This window comes from Mangrovicoccus algicola, from assembly GCF_014903745.1.
Lineage (GTDB): Bacteria > Pseudomonadota > Alphaproteobacteria > Rhodobacterales > Rhodobacteraceae > Mangrovicoccus > Mangrovicoccus algicola.
The window spans coordinates 1-16,312 of the sequence record NZ_JACVXA010000006.1 but is presented as its reverse complement, the minus strand read 5'-3'; the positions used below and the strand labels follow the sequence as shown (position 1 = coordinate 16,312).

Below are 16,312 nucleotides of genomic sequence, written 5' to 3'. Positions count from 1 at the left end.
GTCCATGATACCCGAAGACAAGCTCGACCAGATCCTCGGCCGGTTCGAGTTCCTCGAGGCCAAGCTCGCCAGCGGCGCGGGGGCCGGGGAAATCGTCCGCCTGTCCCGCGAATACAGCGACCTGAAACCCGTGATCGGCCAGATCCTGGCCTGGCGCGCGCTGGTCGCCGACATGGCGGAGGCGCGCGAGATGCTGGAGGATCCCGAGATGCGCAGCCTCGCCGAGGAGGAGCTGCCGCGTCTGAAGGCGGCCCTTCCCGAGGCGGAGCATGCGCTCCAGCTGGCGCTCCTGCCCAAGGACGCCGCCGATGCGCGCCCGGCCATGATCGAGATCCGCCCCGGTACCGGCGGCGAGGAGGCGGCGCTTTTCGCGGGCGACCTGCTGCGCATGTATCAGCGGTTTTCCGAAGGCCAGGGCTGGCGCTTCGAGGTGCTGGAACTGGCCGAGACGGAACTGGGCGGGATCAAGGAAGTCACCGCCCATGTGACCGGCGAGGGCGTCTTTGCCCGGCTGAAATTCGAATCCGGCGTCCATCGCGTGCAGCGCGTGCCGGAGACGGAATCGGGCGGACGCATCCATACCTCCGCCGCCACCGTCGCGGTTCTGCCCGAGGCGGAGGAGGTCGATATCCAGATCGACCCGAACGACATCCGCATCGACACGATGCGCGCCTCGGGCGCGGGCGGGCAGCATGTGAACACCACCGACTCGGCGGTGCGCATCACCCATCTTCCCACGGGCATCGTCGTGACCTCCTCGGAGAAGTCCCAGCACCAGAACCGCGCCATCGCCATGCAGGTGCTGCGCGCGCGGCTCTACGACCTGGAACGCCAGCGTGCCGACAGCGCCCGCGCCGCCGACCGCAAGAGCCAGGTCGGATCGGGCGACCGGTCCGAACGGATCCGCACCTACAATTTCCCGCAGGGCAGGGTCACCGATCACCGTATCAACCTGACCCTCTACCGGCTGGAGCAGGTGATGGCGGGGGATCTGACCGAGATCACCGATGCGCTGATCGCCTCGGACCAGGCGGCGCGGCTGGCCGAGCTGGACTCATGAGCCCGACCGTGGGCGCGGCGATGCGCGCCGCCATCGCGCGGCTGGCGGCGGCGGGCGTGGCCGATCCGGCGCGCGACGTCCGGCGCCTGGCGGCGGAGGCGCTGGGGCTGACCCCCTCGCGGCTGGTCCTGGCCGAGCGCGACCCCTGGCCCGAGGGGGCCGAGGCACGGTTCCGGGCAATGCTGGACGCGCGCGCGGCCCGCCAGCCCGTGGCGCAGATCCTCGGCCGCCGCGACTTCTTCGGCCGCCGTTTCCGCGTGACGCCGGATGTGCTGGACCCCCGCCCGGAGACCGAGGCGCTGATCCTCGAGGCGCTGAGGCAGCCGGCCGCGCGGATCCTCGATATCGGCACCGGCTCGGGCTGCATCCTGCTGACGCTGCTGGCGGAATGGCCCGATGCCACGGGCGTGGCCACGGATGCCTCCGCCGCCGCTCTGGACGTGGCGCGGGGCAATGCCGCATCGCTGGGGCTGGCGGGGCGTGCCGCCTTCCGGCTGGGCGACTGGACGGCCGGGGCGGAGGGCCCTTTCGACCTGATCGTGTCGAACCCGCCCTATATCGCCGAGGCGGAGCTGGCGGCGCTGGCGCCGGACGTGACCCGCTGGGAACCGGCCATGGCGCTGTCGCCGGGTATCGACGGGCTGGCCGCCTATCGCGCGATCCTGCCGCAGGCTTTTGCGCGCCTGTCCGGCGGCGGTCGGCTGCTGCTGGAAATCGGCGCGGCCCAGGGACCGGATGTCGCGGATCTTTGCGCCGGGGCCGGGTTTTCCGCCATCCGCATCCTGCCGGATCTGGACGGACGCGATCGCGTCGTGGCGGCGATCCGCCCGTGATTTCACGGAAATTGCGCGGATTATCTTCAATTTTTTGCAGATTTGACGTGACCGATCCGCTTTTGTGCTTGTTTCCCCGGCGGTGCCATGCTTAGTACGTTCTGCCGAGTAGTGGAGCCCGCGCGGCTCCCCTCAGCCCCAAGCCAAACAGCTCAAGACGTACCGGCCCGGGCGGCCGAGAAGATTTAAGTTTGGCCAAGGACAATTCGAACAAGGCTGGAACCCGCAGTAAAATGAGATCTTCGAAGTCACGATCACGGTCGAAGTCGAACCGTAACCGTTCGGTCGGGAATATCGTCAACCGCGTGTTTGACAGCTCCGGTCCCGAGGGGAAGGTGCGCGGCACGCCGCAGCAGATCATCGACAAGTACCTTCAGCTGGCGCGCGATGCGCAGCTGGGCAATGATCGCGTCGCGACCGAGAACTTCCAGCAGCACGCGGAGCACTATACCCGCATGCTGGGCGAGGCGCAGCGCGAAACCGAGGCGCGCCGCGAAAGCCAGGAAGCGCAGAACCAGAACCAGAACCGCGAGAACGGCCAGCAGCCGCAGTTCCGCCAGCGCGACCGCAATGACGATCAGCGCGGGCAGACCCGCGAGGACGACCAGCGCAATGCATCGCGCGACGATGACCAGCGCGGGGGCGCAGCGCCGGATACCGATTTCGGGGCAGACCGGTCTGCGCAGCCGCAGCCTGATCTTGCGCCCTCTGCCGCCGAGGCGGATGCCGGGCGTCCCGAGACGGCGGAGCCCGCGGCCGAAAGCGCGATGGGCGTCATGGAGACCGGCGAAGCCTCTGCCGCGGCCGATACCGGCCTGGTGGACACGCCCGAGGACGGCGCCGCCAAGCCGCGCCGCCGCCGGACCCGCAAGCCGAAATCCGAAGAGGGCGCGCCTGCCGAGGGCGGCGAGGCCGCGGCCGATGCGCCCAAGCCCAAGCGCAGCCGGAGCCGCAAATCCGCGCCGGATGCCGGCAGCGAGGCGAAGGAAGCCGCCGAGTAGGACGGCCTCCGGCCCCGTCCCGGCCACGGGGCACCGCACCCGATCACGAGACCGCGCATCCCCGGGGATGCGCGGTTTTTTCATGGCCGCGCGGCATGCGGTGGCGACGGGGGCGGTGGCGACGGGGCAGGCCGGATATGCAGACGCCCGGACCGCGTCTGCGATCCGGGCGCGCGATGGCCGGTCTGCGGGCGGGGCGCGGGGCCCCGCCGGTCGTCAGAAGCCGGTTGCCAGCTGCTGGCTGGATGCGGCGGTATTCAGGCTGCCGAAGAAGGTGGACATCGCCTTGTTGAACTGCGCCCAGGGGGCTTCGGTCACGTAGATCGTGTCATCGTTGCGGATCTGGAAGTCCTTGGCGACGAACAGGCCTTCGCCCGAGGTCAGGTTCAGGACATAGACCACCTGCTGCGGCCCGTAGAGCGCGGGATCCCCGGTCACGACCCGCGCGACGCTTTCGGGTTCTTCGCGCAGGACGAAGATGCCGGTCGGGTCGGCGGTGTTCGATTGCAGGCCGCCGACCTGGGCCAGGGCCTCCATCGCGGTCAGTTCCTGGCTGTTGAAATTGATCCTCGTCTGGGCGCCGGTGGCCCCCAGGGCGGTATAGGACCGCTTGTCGGCCTCTACCAGGATGCGGTCGCCGCCGCGCAGCGCGATATCGTTCTGCGGCGCCTGGAACAGCGAGTTGAACCAGATCGTGCCGCGCTGGTCGCCGCGCAGGACGGTCACCTGGGCAATCTCGGATTCGATGGTCAGCCCGCCGGCCTGGGCCAGCATGGAGCTGAGCGTGCGGGTCGGACGTTCGATCGGATAGACGCCCTGCGCCCCCACCGATCCGGCCACCGAGACGGTGGCGCCGTCCCCGGCCTCGCGCGCGACCATGACCTGCGGGTCGGGGGTCTGCATCTGCAGCGAGTTGGTGATGGTGTTGCGCAGCTGCTCGGGGGTCAGCCCCGCCGCCCGGATGCGTCCCGCATAGGGCACGAAGATATAGCCGTCGCCATCGACCTGCACGGAGTTCAGCGGCGTCGGGGCTCCCGTGGCGCTGAGGATCCCCTGGTCGACATTCTCCCAGATCGTCAGGCCCAGCGTGTCGCCCGCGCGGATCGTGTCCGAGCCCACCACGCCGGTGCTGCGGAACCCGGAGGAGAAACCCAGGGCCGGCGCGTAATTGGCGGCCTTGGCGATGCCCCGCGAGGTCAGGACGACATAGGCCGAGCCGTTGCGCTGGACGGAACTGTTCATGACTTCCGATTTGGACGGCCCCGATCGCGGCAGCCCGCAGCCCGCCACGGCCGCGCCGAGTGTCATCAAGAGGGCCAGGCGCAGGGCCCGTGCCGTCACTGTCCATGCCATTGCGGGCACTCCACCTCTGATCTGGGCATGGCCGGACCGCTGGCCGCCATGCCGTTCTTGTTTGCCGCAGAATGGCCGCAACCGGGCCTGCGGATCAAGCCGTTGCGTGCGGGCGCGGCAATCGGTGCGGCATCGCGGTCATAGGCGCGATCTGCTGCAGAAGCCCTTGGCTCCGGCGGCGGGACATGGGAACTCTCGGGCAGGGGACCGGCCGCCGCCCCGGCGCGGCGGGCCAAATCAGGAGAGACGCTCATGTTCACCGGCATCATCACCGATATCGGCCAGGTGGTCGGCCTGGAGCAGCGCGGCGACCTCGCCGTGCGCATCGCCACCGCCTATGACCCGGCAGGGATCGAGATCGGCGCCTCCATCGCCTGCGACGGCATCTGCCTGACGGTGACCGGGCGCGGCGGCGATCCGGGGGCAGGCTGGTTCGCCGCCGATCTCTCGGCCGAAACCGTCTCGCGCACCAGCCTGGCGCGCCGTCCGTGGCAGCAGGGCAGCCGCATCAACCTGGAACGCGCGCTGCGCGTGGGCGACGAGCTGGGCGGTCATATCGTGTCGGGCCATGTCGACGGGATCGCCGAGGTCGTGTCGCTGGCCGAGGAGGGCGACAGCACCCGCCTGCGGCTGCGCGCGATGCCGGAGCTGGCGCGCTTCGTCGCCTCCAAGGGGTCGGTCGCGCTCAATGGCACCTCGCTGACGGTGAACGAGGTGGAAGGCTGCGAATTCGGCGTCAACATCATCCCCCATACCAGGGCGCACACGACCTGGGGCGGGATCCGCGCGGGCGATGCGGTGAACCTGGAGATCGACACGCTGGCGCGCTATGTCGCGCGATTGCAGGACTGGGAATGACCCGGCCGTCCGGCCGATGACCCGGCCGATGTGATCCGTCATGAAAAAAGGCGCCCCGAGGGGCGCCTTTCGCTGTCCGGACCGCTCGTGCTCAGAGCAGCGCATCCGCGGTGAGGTCCAGCCCGACCAGAACCGGATCGTGATCCGAGGTCCGCCAGGGGCCGTCCAGCGCCAGATCCGTGCCGCCGGGCTCTTCCTCGTAGGAGGATTCACCGCCGTCGAGAATGTCGTCATTATAGTCGAAGACGGGGATCTCGTCGGCATTGATGTGCCATTCCGTCGCCCCGGTGACGAAGTCGAACATGTCGGCATTGGCCAGCGCATAGTCCAGCGTGCCCAGCTGGCTGTCGAAGACATAGCTGTAGGCGTCCTCCCCGGCAAAGGCGCGGGCAAGATCGGCATAGCCGTTCTCTTCCAGCCAGGTGATCGGGTCTTCCTGCGCATAGGCATTGAGATCGCCCATCACCAGGCTGCGCGTGTCGCCCGAACCGGTGGGATCGGTGGCCAGCCAGGCATCGAGCGCCTGCGCCGCCTGCAGGCGGATCGCGTTGTTGGCGCCCGCGCCGTCCCCGGCATCGGCATTGCCCTCGGCGGAATTGACCGTGCCCTTCGACTTGAAGTGGTTCATCACCGCCGTGAAGCTCTCGCCCGTGGCCAGCTCGGTGAAGCTGACGGCCAGCGAGGCGCGGTTGGTGTTGATCCCGTCGAAGACCGCGTTGTCGAATTCCAGCGGGCTGGTGGCGTCGTTGAGGATCGCCACCGTGCTGCCGGCCGTCACCTCCACCGTGGTGGTGTCGTAGATGAAGGCGCCGGTGATGACGTCGGAACTGTCCACCGTGCCCTGGCCGGGATCGACCCAGCTGTAGATCTCGGCACCCGCCGCCTCGTTCAGCGCATCGGCCAGGTACTGGACGGCAAAGCGGCCATCCCCGTTCTGGTCGCCGAACTCGTTCTCGATCTCGACCAGGCCGAAGACATCCGCCCCCATGCCCAGCATGGCATCGACCAGCTTGGCGGTCTGGGCGTCCAGCTCTGCCTGGCTGGAGGCGCCGCGCGGATCGCCATTGACCGACTGCGACCCGTCATCGAGCGTGGTGAAGTAGTTCAGCACGTTGAAGCTGGCCACTTTCAGGCTGCCGCCAACATCGACGGGCGTCTCCTCGCGCAGGTTCTCCGCCTCGAAGCTGACCGGGGCCGCCTCGGTCGGGCGCAGGCGCCAGGCATCGGTGCCCGAGGCCCCCGCCCAGCTCCAGCTCATCACCCCGGTCAGGCCGGTGACGCTGTCGCCGCCGCGGAAATAGTTGTCCACCGACAGTCCGCCCTCGGGATAGGGGATGACCGCATCGTCGCCGGTATAGGCATTGTCGATATTGCCGCTGTCATCGAGGATGATCTGCCGTCCGGCCAGCTCCTCCAGCCAGGCGGCATAGCCCTCGACCGACGGCGCGTTCTGCTGGGTGTAGGTATAGGGGCGGCCGCCCTCGGTCAGCGTCACCTGCCCGAAGCGGGCCAGCTGGTAGTATTCGCTGACATAGAGCGTGTCCTCGATGGTCACCAGCATCCCCTCGACCGCCTCGTAGCCCTCGGCGGAGAGATAGCTGCCGGTGCCGTCCAGGCTGATCACCGCGGCCTCGACCTGGTCCAGCTGGTCCGCCGCCTCGACGGTCAGGCTGGTGACGGTGTCGATCTGGGTCTGGCCGAAATACTCGTCCACCGTGCCGGTGACGGTCACCAGGTCGCCCTCGGCCAGCTCCGGCAGATCGGCCAGGCTGTCGCCCAGATAGACGAAGATCCCGTCGGAGGTGGCGGCATCGCCATCCGCCCCGGCGGCGGTGGATTGCAGATAGACCCCGTCCAGCTCGCCCTCGGCGGTGTAATTGCCGACGATGACGCCGCTGAGCTTCACCTGCTGGCCCGTCATCTCGCTTTCGGCGCCCGATCCCTGGACTGCGCCGATGCTCAGCTCGGGCGTGGTCGAGCCCAGCTCGACGATGGCCAGCGTGCTGTTGGCCTCGCCCGCCACCATCAGGAGCGGCTGGCCGGTGGGGCTGTCGGCGGCGGGGACGAATTTCAGCCCCTCCGGCTCGTCCACATCCGGCAGGTCGATGAAGCTGTCATAGACCGGGTTCTGGGGATCGGTGATGTCGAAGACCACGACGCTCTGCGCGCGTTCCAGCCCGACGAAGAGATAGGGGGTGCCGTCCACCTCGCCGAATTCGACATATTCGGGCTCCACGCCCTTGTTGTCGGAGCGCCCGTCGGGATAGCGCTCCTCGCCCTGTTCGGCCAGCACGATCCGCCCCAGCAGGTCGCCCGAGTCGAAGACCCGGGTCCCCTCGGCGTCGTAGATCGCGAAGGAGCGGGTGCCGAAGGCGGTCAGCTGGTCGATATCGCCGTCGCCATCGGTATCGCCATCGGTGGTGGACACGGTCAGGCGGCCCAGGTTGCCGTCGGCCAGATCCTCGGCCGAATAGGCGTCGGGATCGACATTGGCATCCTTGGCGCGGGTCTCGTCGGTGCCGCGGGTATCGCCCTCGGAGGCGCCGGCGAACCAGGTGACCCCGCCGATCTCGAAGGCGACCAGCCCGTCGGGCATGGCCAGGCCGGTGACATCGGCGGTGGCGATATCGGCGCCGCCATCCTCGTCGGAGGTGTCGATGCCGAAGCCCAGCTGAAGGTGGTCGACCTCACCGGCGGTGACGAGGTTGTCGATGGTGAAGCCGGTGAAGGTGGTGATGTCCTCGATGATCGCGACGGCGTTGTTCTCCTGCAGCGAGATATAGGCCGAGTTGCCGATCACGGTGATGAATTCGGGCTCGATATCCGCCGCGACCGAAGGCGCCTCGGGATTGATGCGGATGCCCTTCGCCGCCAGCGCCTCGGCGGTGATCGAGGCGTCGGAGAAGTCGTAGCTTTCCATCGTGTAGCCGCCGGTCAGCAGCCCGTCGCCGTCGCGCTCCAGCGCGATCAGCGAGATCGAGCCGTCGGGATTGGGCAGCACGTCCGGGGCGTTGTCGGCATCGGCCGACTGGCCCTCATTGGCGACCAGCAGGTAGCTGCCGTCCGCCGAGAAGGCGACCATGTCGGGCAGGGCGCCGACCTCGATCGCGGTATAGGGCCCGTTGACGTAGTTGCCGACATAGACCGTGCCATTGGCGGTGACATCGGCGGCCGGGACCGCGAAGGCCACGGCGGCGGTGGCGCCCGTTCCGGCAGCGGCGACCGAGGTGACGGCCGCGCTGTCGGCGCCCATCAGCAGCGGGTCCAGCTGGTAGGTCGCCGTCGGGTTGGCGATGTCGGCCATGTTGTAGAAGGTCACGCCCGCGCCATTGGCGATGGCCAGGGTGTCATGGCCATGGACCTTGGCGACGATCTCGGCGCCGCCCATGATCGAGGTGACGGAGGCGATGCTGTGGGCCAGGCCCGACTGCGCCTCGGGGGCGGGGGCGGCGGGGATGCCCGCGACGCCGGTCTTTCCCTCGATGACGACATTGTCGATCATCATCGATTCCGCCTTCCAGTTGGCATCATGCTCGACGATCAGCTGCACGCTGTCGGGGGCGACGATATCGGCGGAATAGGTGATCCACTGGCCTTCGGTCATCACCTCGTCGACCAGCTTGCCGGTCGTGTCGGCCAGGTACTGGTCGATCACCCCGTCGCCATCCAGGTCGACGCCGATGGCGATGCGGTCGCGCGCCTCCCAGTCGGTCTCGTTGACGAAGACATCCAGCGAGACGGTGACCAGATCCGAGGCGATATTCTCGATCCGCTCGAATTCCAGCACGAAATTGCCGTCGGTATCCTTGAACTGGTAGCCGTTGACGCCGTCGGACATCCCGCCGGTGAAGCCGGTGTTGAAGCTGACGCCGGTGGGGCTGCCATCGGTCATGCCGTCGCGGCTGGGCCGGGTGTCCTCGAAACGGGCGTTGAAGGCCAGCTCGCCCGTCGTGGCGATGCCGGAGGCTTCGCTGTCGACCAGGCGGCGGCGGTCATCGGACTGGTTTTCCAGGTCGTGATCCGCATTCGCATCGCCCTGGTCGAAATAGAGCCCGGCGCGCGCCGCCTCGTTCTCGAAGCTCTGGGCAAAACGGAACTCGCTCAGCGGCGCGGTCTCGATCTTCACGCTGTCGATATAGACCGATTCCGAGGAACTGTCGCTGTCGACATAGACCATCAGCGCCGCCTGCGCGGCCGCGGCGGGCACCGTCGCGCTCAGCGTCGTCCAGCGGCCTTCGAGCCCCAGATCGTTGACATCCTTGCCGGTCGTGTCCAGCAGGAACAGGTCCATCTCGCCATCGCCGTCGGTATCGACGCCGATGCGGATCACGTCATCTTCCTCCCAGCCGGTTTCCTGCACGAAGACATCCAGCGACACGGTGACCTCGGCGGCGTTGGACGTGTCGACAGTCTCGAAGGTCAGCAGCATCGCGCCGTCGGCATCGTGGATCTCGTAGCCCTGGCTGCCCGAGGTGTAGGCGCCGACCGTGCCCGCGTAATTGGCCACGCCGACATAGTCGCCATCGGTCAGGCCCACGTCATTGCGGGTGTTGATATAGGAGGCGGTGAAGCCCAGCTGGCCGTTCTTGTCGAGCCCCGAGACGACGGAATTGACCGGCGCCTGGCCCTCGTTGTTTTCCAGCGCGTGATCCTCGGCGGGGTTGCCGGTATCGACATAGCTGGCGCCGTTGGTCGTCTCGCTGTCGAAATCCTGCCCGTAGGAGAAGATCGCGGGCGCATCCGAAGCCTGGCCGGGGAAGATGTCGCCGTCGCGGTGGTTCAAGTTCTGGATGCGATCATCCCCGGCCGCGGTCTCGTCCGCCTCGTCATAGGCGGTCTCGGCCGTGCCGTGATGGGCGGCCAGGTATTCGGCCAGCGCGTCCTGCTCCGATCCGTTCTCGGCGAAGGTCGCGGCACCGTCGCGGTCGCCCTCCTCGGTGAAGGAGGTGCGGCCCACCCGCGCGACGACCTCCGGGTCGCCCAGCTCGCCCAGGGCGGGGTCGGTATTGGTGTTGGGGAAGGGATAGCCGTCGCCCGCGCCGATGAAGTTGCCCGCCGAGTCGAAGGCCGGCTGGGACAGGAAGTCGAGCGTGACGATCTTGTAGGTATCGGCCGGGGACTGGATCTCGCCATCCACGACCAGCGCGGCGATGACGTTGCCCTCGGCATCGACCAGCGCGGCATCCTCGATGCGGCTGCCCGCGGGCAGGTCGGGATCGAAGGAGAATTCCACGCCCGACAGCTGCGGGAAGGCGCCGGCCACGCCGGGCAGGGCGCTGACGCCATGTTCCAGCAGGCCCACGATCTCCTCGACGGTCAGGGTCATGATGACCAGCCCGTTATTGAAGGCCAGCGCGGTCTGGATGTCGGTCTGGCTGATGCCGCCTTCGCCCTTGATCACGTTGCCTTCGCCATCGACCAGCTCGGCATTGGCGCTGCGCACCGCCTCGGTGCCGCCGGCCGGCACGATCGTCTCGCCGATGGAGGCGCGGATGCCGCCGCCGTTCTTGATCGACAGGACCACCTCGGCATCGACCTGCTGCGCGGCCCAGAGATTGGCATCGGCGGTCAGGTTGCCCAGGTTGGTCTCCTGCGTGCGCACCCCGTCGCTGTCGCCCTCCGCGCCGGAACGGTTGCCGTTCAGGAACACCTCGGAATAGCCGAAGACATTGCCCTCGGTGGCGATGATCTGCGCCTCGATCGCATCGGCGATGGCCTGGATTTCCGGGTCCACCAGATCCGCGGCATCCAGATCGGCCACGCCCTGATCGTCGGTGGCATAGGCGCCCGAGACGGCCGCGTCGTAGCTGCCGGGGATGATGTTGCCCTCGGCGTCGAAATCGATGACCAGACGGCCCAGGTACTTGTAGGATCCGTCGGTATTGACCAGCACGGTCTGGGTGCCGCCGGCATTGGTGTAGAATTGCGGGTATTCGCCCTGGACGCTGTCGCCGTCGCGGACCCGGTCATCCTCGTCGAAGAGCCGGGTGTTGGACCCGCCCGCGACGATGATGTCGACATTCTCCAGCCGCGTGGCCAGGCTCTGTTCGATGCCGATCTGCTGCATATGCGCCAGCAGGACGACCTTGTTCATGGCCGGGTTGTCCGCCAGCAGCGCGTCGACCTCTTCCTGGATCAGCGCGGCCAGCGCGTCGAGTTCGGCATCGGTGGGGTTGGTGCCCGCCCATTCGGGATGGACGCCGACCGTGCCCGGCGAGGAGATGGAGGCCAGGGTCGGCGTGGTGGCGCCGACGACGCCCACCTGTTCGCCGTTGACGTCGAAGACCACCGAGGAGGTTACGGTGCCGCCGGTCGAGGCGCCGCCGCCCGCGACCTCCAGCGCCGCCATAGCGGGATCGGTGGAGAAGTCCAGGTTGGCCGACAGGTAGGACATGGCGGTGCCGGTGAAGTCCAGACCCGCCAGCGCCGAACCGGTCAGGGCCGAGAAATCGCCATTGGCCTCGCCCGAGATCAGCGCGGCGATGGAGGTCGTGCCCATGTCGAATTCGTGGTTGCCGAAGGCGATCGCCTGGATGCCCAGCTCGTTCTGGATCTGGATGTCGGCAATGCCCGCCGATCCGAAGACCGCCTCGGAGGCGGAGTAGAAGACGCCCGGGATGATCGCGTCGCCCGAGGACAGGAACAGCGTGTTGTCCTCGATGCCGTCTTCGCCCAGGTCCTGCGCCTTCAGCGCCGCCAGAACGGCCGAGAGGTTCGGCGCATCGGCGACCGAGGCGGCCGATCCCTCCTGGTCGGCGACATGGAACAGCTCCAGCGTGAAGGCGGTTTCCGGCGCCTCTGCCAGCGGGGCATTGCCCGGCGTGCCGATGGCGGCCTCGCCCGCGTCATTAACCGCGGTGGCGGCGGCGGGGCTGCCCTGGCCGCCGGTCGTTCCGGCGCTCGAGAAGGCGCCGTTGGCCACGTCCCAGGAGCCGCCTGCCGCGGCATCAGCATCGGGATAGGCCTCCATGCCGATCTGGCTTAGCGTGCCGTCCCGGTCTTCGAACAGGGTGACCGCATCGCCGCCCTGGCCCAGGCCCGAACCGTCGGAATAGCCGATCTGCACGCCCGACAGGTCTAGCACCTCGCCCCAGAGCGCGGCGAATTCGGCGGCATCCGCGGCATTGCCCAGGACGACCACGACGCTTTCGCCCGCGAGGATCTGGCCGATCCCCTCGATCGGGTCGGCGACCGAGGCATCGGCGCTGTCATCGTCGTAATAAAGGTCGAAATCCACGCCCGAGACCCAGGCGGCATCGCCGGCATTGGTGATCTCGAACCAGTCGGCGGTCAGGTTGCCGCCCTCGGCATTGCCCGGCCAGATCTCGGTGATCTCGAGCTGCGCGGCGCCCGTGGCGGCGGCGGTGCCGGTGATCTCGATCGCGTCGAAGGCGACATCCTCGTCGCCCGCATCGAGATTGCTCATCGAGAAGCGCAGGTCCAGCGTGCTGCCGGTGCCGGTCAGGGCCGCGGCGAAGGCGGCGAAGGCCTCCGACAGGGCAGGGCCGTCGCCGATCCCGTCCAGGTCGGTATCCTGCATCGGCTCGGTATTGGTGCCCGAGGCGACGAAGGCCAGCGCGGTCTGGAAGGCGCCGCCGTCGATGGCATACTCGACGCTGAACCGGCTGTCGGCATCCCAGTCCTGGTTGTCGCCGTCATCATCCTCGGCGACCATGACCGACAGGCCCAGATCGGTGAAGCCCGAGATGTCGATGCCGGTGATGGTCAGGGCCTGCGAGGCGGAGGCGCCTTCGCCGTCCAGGTCCATCCCGGCAAAGTAGAACCCGCCTTCGCCGCCCGTCACCTGGTAGAAGCTGCCGATGTCGCTGCCGTCGGTGCGCAGGAAGAAATCCCCGGATCCGTCGGTGAATTCGGCCGCCGAGGTCGCATAGCGGGTGCCGTTGCCGTCTGTTTCGAAGCCTTCGGAATAGATCACGGTCATGGACGGGGGTCGCCTTCTTCGCTGGAATGTCCTGATGGCGAAGCAGGCCGCATCGCGCAGGAAAGCCGCCCGCGACCCGCTCCGGATCGCGCCGCGTTCATTCCGGCCGCGAATGGGACCCCCCCACCGATTTCAACGCACGGGTTAATGATGATTCATGAAACCAGTGCGACAAACCCCGATTTTACCTTTGGTAAGGAATGCCGCCGCGCGGGCGTCCCGGCTGCCCGTCAAAAGGGCACCGGAACGGCAGCGGCGGCGAAGGATTGCTCTTCGCCGCCGCCGTCATCCGCTTGTCGCGGTCCTTCCGGGTCAGGACCTGCCGGTCACGATCCGAAAGGCGCGCATTTCTGGTCGCGCGCGCTCAGGCGCTGGCAGGTCTGTTCCGCCTCCGCCTCGCTGAGCCCGACGAATTGCACCTCGTAGCCGGTGGGCTTGGACACGACCGAGCGGCGGGCCTTGCCCAGGAGGTCGACCTGCTGCAGCGCGGTGGTCAGCAGCACCCGCTCCGCCTGCCAGCGGGTGGAATAGCGGCCGACCGCGACCCCCCAGCTGTCCGGGCCCTGGCGGGTGGAGACGGTGACCGGCGCATCCGCGGCATCCTGCTGCGCGGCGAAGGCCATGTCGGAGGTGGAGAAGGTCACGGCCGGGCGCGGATCGGGGACCGGCACGGCCTCGGCGGCGGCCAGTTCGACCGGGGCGGGGGCCTCTGCCGCGGAGACGGTGCCCGCAGGGGCGGTGCTGGCCTCGGCCGGGCTGGCGGGCGAGGTGATTTTGCCCAGCACCGAGGCGATCTCCAGCCGCAGCGGGCGCGCGGGGGCCGCCTCGGCGGCGGGCTCTGCCATGGCCAGTTCCACCGCGGCCTCGGCGGCGGCGGGCTCGGCGGGGGCAATGCCGTCGGCCGCTTCGGCGACCGTGTCCTGCTCCAGCGCCGCGCGGGCGGCCAGGGTCGCCGCGTCCGTGCCGGCGGCGGCTGGCAGCAGGTCCTCGGGTCGCGGCGCGGGCACGTAGGAGCGGGCCACGAATTCCTCGGGCATGGCCGGGGTCGCGGGGGCCGCATCCTCGAGCGCGTCCTGCGCCTCCGCCAGCGCGGCGTCGATCTCGGCGGAGGCGATGACGATATTGTCCCGCGCGGCGGCCATGGCGACGATGAAGGCCGGGCGCGGCTGCGGCACGGCGCTGGTGCGCACCAGGGTGCGGGCGCTGGCCACCGCATAGTTGGGCTTGGCGGGTTTCACGACCTTGGCGTATTTGGGGGCCTTGCGGAACCCCAGGTCCAGAAGCTCGGCCACCCGCTTGTTGCGCGCCGCCGAGGAGGATCCGCCGAAGACCGTCGCGATGATCCGCACGCCGCCGCGTTCCGCCGAAGCGGTCAGGTTCGAGCCGGCGGCATTGGTATAGCCGGTCTTGATCCCGTCCGCGCCGCGATAGCTCGACAGCAGCCGCCGGTTCGTATTGGCGACGGTGGTCAGCCCGGCATCGGTGGTGATGCGCGAGAACAGGTTGTAATATTCGGGATAGTCGTAGAACAGGTGCCGCCCCAGGATCGACATGTCGCGGGCGGTGGACAGGTGCCCGGCGGTGGTCAGCCCGTGGGGGTTCTTGAAGGTGGTGTTCTTCATCCCCAGCGCCCGGGCGGTGCGGTTCATCCGGTCGGCGAAGGCCGGGACCGAGCCGCCCACCGCATCGGCGATGGCATGGGCGGCGTCATTGGCGGATTTCACCGCCGCCGCGCGGATCAGGTAGCGCAGGGCGATGGTGCTGCCGGCCTTGAGATACAGCTTTGACGCCGGTTCCGCCGCCGCCGCCTTGGTGATGCGCACCTTCGTGTCTAGCGAGATCTCGCCGCGTTCGACCGCCTCGAAAGTGACATAGAGCGTCATCATCTTGGTCAGCGATGCGGGGTGGAGCCGGGTATCGGCGTTCTGCGAATGCAACACCTCGCCGGTTCGGGCATCCATCACGAAATCCGCGTATTGCCGTGCGGTCGCCGGTATGGAAAGGGATGCGTAGATCACGATGGAGAGCGCCGTTATCACGGCGGCCCAGCCTGTCCGCTGCTCCAGACGTTTCATTGACGTCACCTGCCTGATTTGTTGCCGCCGGTTTTCCGGTCAGCGCCTGCCTTTCCGCAAAAATATCACAGGCCCTGCAGCGTGTCAGAAGAATTAGTTGCTTGCATCCGGGTTTTCTCGGTGGCGCCGGAGGCCGGTCGCGGCGGAATCGGTCATCTTGAGGGCTGGCTTCGGCTCTTCCCCTACATCTATGTGCGGGGATTGGCGCCGATTGTTGCACAAACGCATCGCTCCGCCGGTGGCGACGGCATGGCGCTTGCGCGGAACGGGGGAACCAGCCGATTCCCGCCGGGGCTTGAACTTTGCCGCGCGACGCGGAACGCTGAGGCGGGCAAGGACCGTGCCGCAACCGGACGGGCCCGGAGGGAGAGGACGGCCATGACCACGACCCTGCTGGAACTGCGCGGGCTGGACCTGCCGCAAGCAGGGGCGGGGCGGCGCGTCGGCTGGACGCTCGAGAGCGGCGGAACGGGGCTTGTCTGCGGGCCGCCCGGAACCGGCAAGACGGCCTGTCTCGACCTGGTTTCGGGACAGCGCCGCGCCGCGCCGGGGCAGGTGTTCCTAGCCGGGCAGGATATCGGACGGCTGGGCGCCCCGGCACGGGCACGGGCGGGCATTGCGCGCAGCCTGGCCGGAGATGCGGTCCTGGGCGGGCTGTCGGTGCTGGATCACGTCTGCCTCGCGCTGCGCCGCCGCCTGGGGCGCGGACCGGGCCTTTTCGCGCGCCGATCCGGGGACTGGGAGCTGCTCGACAGCGCCGAACGGCTGCTTCAGCAGGTGCGGCTCCTGGCGCTCGCCGAACAGCCCGCGCGTTCGCTCGGCCGGGCCGAGCGGCGGCGCATGGACCTGGCGATGCTGATGGCGCAGGAGCCCCGGCTCTATGTCCTGGATGCGCCCTTGGCGGGGCTGGACGGGGCGGGGGCGGCGGCGATGCGCGACCTGCTGGCCGGATTGTCGGCGGCGGGGGCGACGCTGCTGCTGGCGCTGCGCGATCCGCGCGATCTGGACCTGCAGGGGCAGACGATCCTGCAGCTGGCGCCGCCGGGGGAGACCGGCGATGACTGAGCATGGCGGGCAGGACGGGGACCGCGCCGCGCGACTGGCCCGCGCGCTGGAGACCGCGCGGCGCCGACGGGCGCAGGGCGCGGGTGCAGCGGAGGGGCCTTCCCCGGGGGGGCGCCTGCCGCCGC

At 68.7% G+C, this 16,312-nt stretch carries 8 protein-coding genes; 5 read left to right on the top strand and 3 right to left on the bottom strand.

Translation table 11 applies throughout. The annotated features are described in order from the left end of the window. The first annotated feature begins 4 nt into the window (after positions 1–4). The 3 genes from prfA to ICN82_RS02805 all read left to right on the top strand — a co-directional run bounded on the left by prfA (position 5) and on the right by ICN82_RS02805 (position 2,894). Positions 5–1,060 carry a peptide chain release factor 1 gene (gene prfA / locus ICN82_RS02815; RefSeq protein ID WP_193179393.1) on the top strand — a complete coding sequence of 352 codons (1,056 nt, stop codon included), beginning with the start codon at positions 5–7 and terminating at the stop codon, positions 1,058–1,060. Beyond that, on the top strand, positions 1,057–1,893 hold the full coding sequence (gene prmC / locus ICN82_RS02810) for a peptide chain release factor N(5)-glutamine methyltransferase (RefSeq protein WP_193179391.1): 837 nt from the start codon (positions 1,057–1,059) through the stop codon (positions 1,891–1,893). The genes prfA and prmC overlap by 4 nt, the downstream gene beginning before the upstream one ends. Before the next feature lie 233 nt (positions 1,894–2,126). Further along, entirely contained in the window at positions 2,127–2,894 is a 768-nt protein-coding gene (locus tag ICN82_RS02805; RefSeq protein ID WP_193179381.1) for a DUF4167 domain-containing protein, read from the top strand. A 216-nt stretch (positions 2,895–3,110) separates the two neighbouring features. Here ICN82_RS02805 and ICN82_RS02800 read toward each other — a convergent pair whose 3' ends face one another. Then, a complete protein-coding gene (locus ICN82_RS02800) occupies positions 3,111–4,247 on the bottom strand; it encodes a polysaccharide biosynthesis/export family protein (protein WP_226898245.1) in 1,137 nt (378 codons plus the stop codon). A 252-nt stretch (positions 4,248–4,499) separates the two neighbouring features. Here ICN82_RS02800 and ICN82_RS02795 point away from each other — a divergent pair, with 252 nt between their 5' ends. After that, positions 4,500–5,105 (top strand): riboflavin synthase, encoded by a 606-nt coding sequence (locus tag ICN82_RS02795; RefSeq protein WP_193179361.1) that lies wholly within the window; start codon positions 4,500–4,502, stop codon positions 5,103–5,105. 91 nt (positions 5,106–5,196) lie between these two features. Here the strand turns inward: ICN82_RS02795 and ICN82_RS02790 are convergent, their stop codons facing one another. Both ICN82_RS02790 and ICN82_RS02785 read right to left on the bottom strand, forming a co-directional pair. Next, complete coding sequence (locus tag ICN82_RS02790) at positions 5,197–13,047, bottom strand: ExeM/NucH family extracellular endonuclease (RefSeq protein WP_193179359.1); 7,851 nt, start codon at positions 13,045–13,047, stop codon at positions 5,197–5,199. A 326-nt stretch (positions 13,048–13,373) separates the two neighbouring features. Then, positions 13,374–15,122 carry a serine hydrolase gene (locus ICN82_RS02785; protein ID WP_407943742.1) on the bottom strand — a complete coding sequence of 583 codons (1,749 nt, stop codon included), beginning with the start codon at positions 15,120–15,122 and terminating at the stop codon, positions 13,374–13,376. 378 nt (positions 15,123–15,500) lie between these two features. Here ICN82_RS02785 and ICN82_RS02780 point away from each other — a divergent pair, with 378 nt between their 5' ends. Further along, a complete protein-coding gene (locus tag ICN82_RS02780) occupies positions 15,501–16,187 on the top strand; it encodes an ATP-binding cassette domain-containing protein (protein ID WP_193179353.1) in 687 nt (228 codons plus the stop codon). Positions 16,188–16,312: the final 125 nt, after the last annotated feature.